General features: G+C 54.5%; 6 protein-coding genes. All 6 read left to right on the top strand.

The genetic code is table 11. The annotated features are described in order from the left end of the window. Nucleotides 1-363 precede the first annotated feature (363 nt). The 6 genes from Q0482_RS02995 (at nucleotide 364) to Q0482_RS02970 (ending at nucleotide 6298) form a co-directional block, all read left to right on the top strand. The gene (locus Q0482_RS02995) at nucleotides 364-1173 is read left to right on the top strand and encodes an HAD family hydrolase (protein WP_299143202.1); all 810 of its coding nucleotides are present in this window, start codon (nucleotides 364-366) and stop codon (nucleotides 1171-1173) included. A gap of 3 nt (nucleotides 1174-1176) precedes the next feature. Continuing rightward, nucleotides 1177-2082: an RNase adapter RapZ gene (gene rapZ, locus Q0482_RS02990; protein ID WP_299143199.1), complete on the top strand. Its 906-nt coding sequence runs from the start codon at nucleotides 1177-1179 to the stop codon at nucleotides 2080-2082. Between the two features lie 5 nt (nucleotides 2083-2087). Next, the gene (yvcK, locus tag Q0482_RS02985) at nucleotides 2088-3440 is read left to right on the top strand and encodes a uridine diphosphate-N-acetylglucosamine-binding protein YvcK (RefSeq protein ID WP_299143197.1); all 1353 of its coding nucleotides are present in this window, start codon (nucleotides 2088-2090) and stop codon (nucleotides 3438-3440) included. Further along, complete coding sequence (gene whiA, locus Q0482_RS02980; protein ID WP_299143195.1) at nucleotides 3440-4369, top strand: DNA-binding protein WhiA; 930 nt, start codon at nucleotides 3440-3442, stop codon at nucleotides 4367-4369. The genes yvcK and whiA overlap by 1 nt, the downstream gene beginning before the upstream one ends. A 494-nt stretch (nucleotides 4370-4863) precedes the next feature. Then, complete coding sequence (locus Q0482_RS02975) at nucleotides 4864-5916, top strand: hypothetical protein (protein ID WP_299143193.1); 1053 nt, start codon at nucleotides 4864-4866, stop codon at nucleotides 5914-5916. A gap of 139 nt (nucleotides 5917-6055) precedes the next feature. Next, nucleotides 6056-6298 (top strand): DUF951 domain-containing protein, encoded by a 243-nt coding sequence (locus Q0482_RS02970; protein ID WP_291055407.1) that lies wholly within the window; start codon nucleotides 6056-6058, stop codon nucleotides 6296-6298. Nucleotides 6299-6567 lie beyond the last annotated feature (269 nt).

The raw sequence follows: 6567 nt of genomic DNA, 5'->3' as shown, positions 1-6567 counted from the left end.
ATAGGGGGAAGTCCGGCGCAGCCGGATAGGGGGTGGCCGCGATAGCGGCCAATCCAGCACGAAAGTTACATGGAGAGATGTGTCAAAAGCATTCTCAGCGCAGCGGCAGTCTTCCCTTTGGGTAAGTCCCGCGAAGCGGGATAGAGGTCAGCCACCGGAGGTAGCTAACTCACCGTTATTTTTAGTGTGATTTATGTAATAGGAAGGTAGTCCCGTAACGCTGACTACATAATTATTGCCGCGATAGCGGCAATCCAGAACCCTCGGGCCCGTAGGGCCCGTCAAACCTAAGAACCTTAAGAACCCTCCGGCCCGCAGGGCTGGTCAATCTTAATAACCTTTTTTATACATAAGGAGCCCAAAATGTCTTCTATACAGATGATAGCCATTGATTTGGATGATACCCTTCTTCGGGACGATATTTCCGTTTCTTCCTACACGAAGGAGGTGCTGGGAAAGGCCCTGGAAAAGGGTGTGCGGATTGTGATAGCCACAGGCCGCATGTTTCAGGCGGCCCGTCCCTGGGGGAAGGCCATCGGTCTGGGCGATGTGCCGGTAATCTGTTATACCGGCGCCATGACAGGGCTCTGCGAGAGTGGAAAGATTGTGCGGGATGTGCGGATTGAAAAGGAGCTGGCCCTTTCCATCCTGGCGGATATCAGAAGTCATGGCTGGTATGCCCACACTTATATCGATGACGAGCTCTATGTGCCTTTCCGGGATGAAAGGACCGACGAATACGAGAAACAGTGCGGCGTGAAGGCCCATGTGGCAGGGGATGATTTCTGGCAGCCTGCCAAGGCGCCTACGAAAATCCTGGTGTGCGAGCATGATAAAGAAAAGATGAAGGAAATTGAAACTCTCCTTGGAGAGAAATACGGGAAACTGGTGAACCAGGTGAAGTCGAAGCCCTATTTCTTTGAAATGAACAATAAGGAGTGCTCCAAGGGAAGGGCTGTGGAATCGCTGGCCCAGTCCTATGGGATTTCCATGGACCATGTCATGACCTTTGGCAACGGGAACAATGATGTTTCCATGCTTTCCGCCACGCCCTGGTCTTTCGCCGTGGCCAACGGCACGAAGAGTGCCAGGGAGGCGGCTGCCCATGAGACTCTGTCCAATAATGAGGACGGTGTGGCCCGGGCTGTTGAGAAATATGTACTGGAGGGATGAACCATGCAGGATGATTTCCGCTTTGTCATTATTACCGGCATGAGCGGAGCCGGAAAAACGAATTTCATGCAGAAGCTGGAGGATATGGGCTATTACTGCGTGGATAATCTGCCGCCGGTGCTCATTGCCCGGTTTGCGGATCTGTGCTGGAAGAGCACGTCCAATACCCGCCATGTGGCGGTGGTGACGGATATACGGGGCGGTTCTTTCTTCGACGCCCTGCCCCAGGCACTGGATGAACTGAAGAAAAGGGGCATTCCCCACGAAGTGGTTTTCCTGGAGGCTTCCGATGAAGCGCTGGTGCGCCGCTATATGGAAACGAGGCGTCAGCATCCTCTGGCGAAAAATATGCGCATCCAGGAGGGCATTGCCCAGGAGAGAAAAATCCTGGCAGGCATCAGGGCCCAGGCGGATGTGATTGTGGATACTACCGCCATGAAGACGGGGGATTTGAAGGAGTACCTGTCCAGCCGCTTCGGCGTGGACGGAAGCAGCACGGACATGCAGGTCACTGTGTTCTCCTTCGGCTTCAAGTACGGCATCCCCATTGATGCGGATACGGTGATTGATGTGCGTTTCCTGCCCAATCCTTTCTATGTGCCGGCATATAAGTATTCCACCGGCCGGGTGAAGGAAGTGGCGGATTATATCGAGAAGGCGCCGGTGACGAAGGAATTCCTGGCCAAGCTCTACGATTTCATGGATTTCATGGTGGATCGTTTCCGCAAGGCGGGTAAGACCCAGTTTACCATTGCCATCGGCTGCACCGGCGGCATGCACCGCTCTGTCTTCGTGACGGAAAGGCTGGGCAGCCATTTGAAAGAAAAGTTCGGACATGTGAATGTGGAACATCGGGATCTGCATCGCAATCATATAGAGCATGATGTGACCGATTCTTCGGAAGGATGAGTTTCATGAAACATTTCATGCAGTGGCTCCGGCCGGGCCTTGCCATCAAGCGCTGGATGGTTCTCTTTTCCCTGGGAATCCTCCTCCTGGTTTTCGGCGCCACACTGATTCTGAATTACCAGATTTTCGGAATCATGGAAGAAAAAATGCTGCGCTTCGCGTTCCAGATGACCGGAAGCTACAGCTATACATTCCTGGCCATCTGCGGCACCCTCTTTGTAATCCTGGGGCTGTGGATTATGACCACGGCGGTGAGGAAGCTCATGAAGCGGTTCGTGGAGCTTCTGGCGCCGGACCAGAAGGAAGTGTCCAAGAAGCTTCTGTCCCGCATGGAGCTTTCCCGGGGGCCGAAGGTGGTGGCCATCGGCGGCGGCCATGGCCTGTCCATGCTGCTCCGCGGCATGAAGAACAGGACTTCCAATATTACCGCCATTGTCACTGTAGCCGATGACGGCGGCTCCTCCGGCAGGCTTCGGGAGGAAATGGGAATCATTGCCCCCGGCGACCTTCGGAACTGTCTGGTGGCTCTGGCCGACAAGGAAACGGTGCTGGAGCAGATTTTCCAGTACCGCTTCGGCGGAGAAGGCGAACTGGCAGGACACAGCCTGGGAAATCTTTTTCTGGCCGCCCTTATCAAGCAGTTCGGAAGCGTGCAGAATGCGCTGGAAGCGGCCAGCAAGGTTCTGAACATCCGCGGCCAGGTCATGCCGGCCACTTCCCAAAAGGTTCGTCTCCGGGCTAAAATGTCGGACGGGGAAATCGTGGAAGGGGAGTCGGAAATTTCCGCCTATCCTGAAAAAATTGGACGGGACGTGAAAATCGTCCGCATGACCACCGTCCCCAGAGCTCCCATGGCTGTAGGGGACGCCCTGGAAGCCATTAAGGAAGCGGACCTCATTACCCTGGGCCCCGGAAGCCTGTATACCTCCGTACTGCCCAACCTGCTTGTACCGGAAATCCTGGAAGCCATTCGTAAAAGCGGAGCCCCCGTGCTTTATATCTGCAACGTGATGACCCAGCCCGGTGAAACCACGGGATATACCGTAGGGGATCACCTGAAGGCGCTGGTGGATCACATCGGCGGCGGAGTAGTGGATTTCGTCCTTGCCAATAACGGCACTCCTTCGCCGGATGTGCTGAAAAAATATGAAAAAGCCCATGCTTTCCCTGTGTCTATTGACCGGAAGAAGGTGGAATCCCTGGGGGCCCAGCTCATTGAAGCAGACCTTCTGGGCAGTGCCCGGGGCGCCGTGCAGGATACGGAAGTTCTTTCCGATGAAATCATTCGTATCCATAATCTTCTCCAGGCGAAAATCGCACCGGAAGCATTGGAAGAGTATTTAAAGAGGAGTCATTAATGTCATTTACAGAACAGGTCAAGAACGAACTGGCCCGTATCCGCAGAGACGAGAAGTCCTGCCGCACCGCGGAACTTCTGGCTCTGCTCCGTATGAGCGGTTCCTTCGTGACCGGATCCCGGGGGCGATGGGGCCTTGAGTTTTCCACCGGAAACAGCGCCGTAGCCCGGCGGGTGCTGGTGTACCTGAAAAAGGACTTCGGATTCATGCCCAGCGCCATGGTGCGCCAGGGCCGCCGCCTCCGGAAGAAAAACGTATACACTTTGGTAGTGGAGCCTTCGGAAAAGGGCCTCTCCTTTCTGGACACCATGGGCCTTTCCCCCATGGCCGGCGTAGACGACAGCCCCTTCCTTGAAAGCGGCGAAGAAAAAAGGGCCTACCTGGCCGGCGCTTTCCTGGGCGGCGGCTCCGTGAGCCGCCCCCAGAGCGACTACCATCTGGAAATGGTGACCCAGTCCTTTCGGTTTGCAGAAGAAATCGTGAAGACCATGGCCTATTTCAAAATGAATGCCCGCATGACCGACAGGAAAAACGATTATATTGTATATATAAAAGACGGAGACGAAGTGTCCGAATTTCTCCAGATCGTAGGCGCCAGCCAGAGCTACCTGGACTTTGAAAGCGTGCGGGTGGTGAAGGACATGAGAAACCGGGTGAACCGCCAGGTAAACTGCGAAACAGCCAACCTGCAGAAAACCGTGGACGCCGCCGTCCACCAGACCCATATGGTGCAGAAACTTCTCAAGGGAAACACTCTGTCCTCCCTGTCCCCGAAAATCCGGGAAGCTTGCGAAGTGCGCCTCTCCCATCCCAACGCCAGCCTTTCCGAACTGGCCGCCATCTGCGGCATCACCAAATCCGGCCTGGCCCACCGCTTCAAAAAAATAGAATCCATGGTGCAGGCCATGGAAGAAGGAGGAGCGGGATAGGGGGTGGAGGTCCGGCATAGGACCTCCAAGTCATCCGAAGTTGACCTGCGTAGAACGATAAGGGAGCAGCACTGTCATTTTTCACCTTCGTACACCCTATGCAGGATTTCCAATCACTCAAGGGGCAGCGAGAATGGAGAGGGCCTTCTTTTGAGTTGGCTCACCGCGAGAGGCGGCCAATGCAGTACCATGCTTAGCGTGATCTAAGTGGCAGGAGGAGAATCCCGTAACGCCCTTGCCCACCCCTGGACAGGGGTGGGTGGCGAGCGCAGCGAGCCGGAAGGGGTCAGCCGTCAGGCGTTATATAAAATTCATTGCCCGCAGGGCAATCCGCAGCCTTCGGTCCAGAGGGCCGTCAAACTTAAGAACCTTCCCCTCTGAACCCTCTGAACCCGGGCCGCTCCGCGGCCCCAATGGTGATACCACCACCCTTTGAACACTATATTAAAACTGATAAAATAGCAAAGAAAATATACAGAAAAGAAGCATAAACAATGTCCATATTAAGAAAATCTATCCGGTCCCTGACGGCAGCCATGATGATGGCAGGCGGTTTCACTGCCTTCGCTGCTTCGCCTTTAGATGAAACCTATACCACCCTGCCTCTTACACAGACGAAGGCAGAAGGTACCCTTGTTTTTTCCGACTGCCCGGAGTACGCTGATCAGCCGGGCATCCTCTATGAAGGCACTGTGAAGCCGGGGGAGGGAAGGCTTTATTATTATCACGTGAACGAAACCGGAGGCCCGGCTCGGGTGCTGGTGTATGCGAAATCCGATAAAAAGCAGGATATCACCGTCACCCGCCGGGTAAAGGGGGACGCCAGCAGCAGCTATATTCCCACCGGTGCCACCCTGTCCTTCCGGGAGGCTGTGGGAGAAGAGCAGAAGGGGGAGACTGTAAAACTTCTCCCGGGAGAGAAGACCATCCTCTACGACGCTGATTCTGATGGCATTGCCGAGGAGGATCTGGTGAGCGGCATAGTGGAAATCGAAACGAAGAAGCCGGTCACCCTGGGCGCTGCCATCCTTCCTGACGGCGACGTGAAGGAGTTGCAGAAATCTCTGGATACGGCGCTCCCCCTTCCGCCGGATTCCCATGAAATGCGGGGCACCTTTGCCAAAGATATTTATCTGGAAAATAAGACCTGGGACTTTTCCGGCGGCCCGGCGGAGATTTCCATAGGCAATTCATACCCTTTCCAGAAAGGAAAGGATGAAATGAGCCACGTGGAAAGAGAAAATACCGGGGACTATGGCATTACTTACCATATGACCTTCCACAATAAAGGCAGCGGGAAGTATAATCTATATATCAACGCCCAGGGCGGTGTCTACATGGGCACCTTCCAGATCGGTACCAACCCGAGACTCCTCCGTGTGTACCGCACCGATGACAGGCTGGGGAAGCACTGGTTCGGAAACGGTACGGACAGGGACTATATTTCCTGTGGTACCTGGGACATGGGGAAAGATCTCTACATCCGATTCATCCCCGCCGGCGCCGCTTACCTGCCTGTCCGCTTCCTCATGGTGCCGGAGAAGTAGTGCGGGGCCCGGATATGTTATGAAATAAGTCCCATGCATGCCGCGCTGCTGCAGCAGGATTCATATTACGGCGTCAGCTGCCACCATAACTTTTAGAACCTTGTCCCTGAATTATCATTTCTATCAAAGGAGACCTCAAATGAAATTCATCCAGTTTCGTATCGGTGATATTGTACAGATGAAAAAGAAACATCCCTGCGGAAGCCAGGAATGGGAAGTGCTGCAGCTGGGCAGCGATATGCGTATCAAATGCTGTGGCTGCGGTCACATCGTTCTCATTCCCCGCCCGAAGTTCCTGAAAGGTGCCAAGAAGGTACTGAACCGTGACGTCACAAAGGACACCCCTCTGGCCCAGAGAAGCGAAGAGTCCACGGAAGGGTAGGGCCTGGCCGGCGTGAGGCTCCAGCGGCTCATGGCGGCGGGAAACGGCAGGTGAAAAGTTTCCTGCACTGCATGACGCTGTGGCAAATCATCGGAACAGGAAACTATATGCGAAAAGTTTCCTACATGGCATGAGACTATGGCGGTTCATAGAGACAGGAAACTGTTTGCGAAAAGTTTCCTGTCCGGCATGGCACTATGGTGAATCATCGGGGCAGGAAACTGTTTGCGAAAAGTTTCCTGTCCGGCATGGCACTATGGTGAATCATC

The organism is uncultured Dialister sp. (assembly GCF_937959425.1).
GTDB lineage: Bacteria > Bacillota > Negativicutes > Veillonellales > Dialisteraceae > Dialister.
This window is presented reverse-complemented; position numbering and strand designations above follow the sequence as displayed.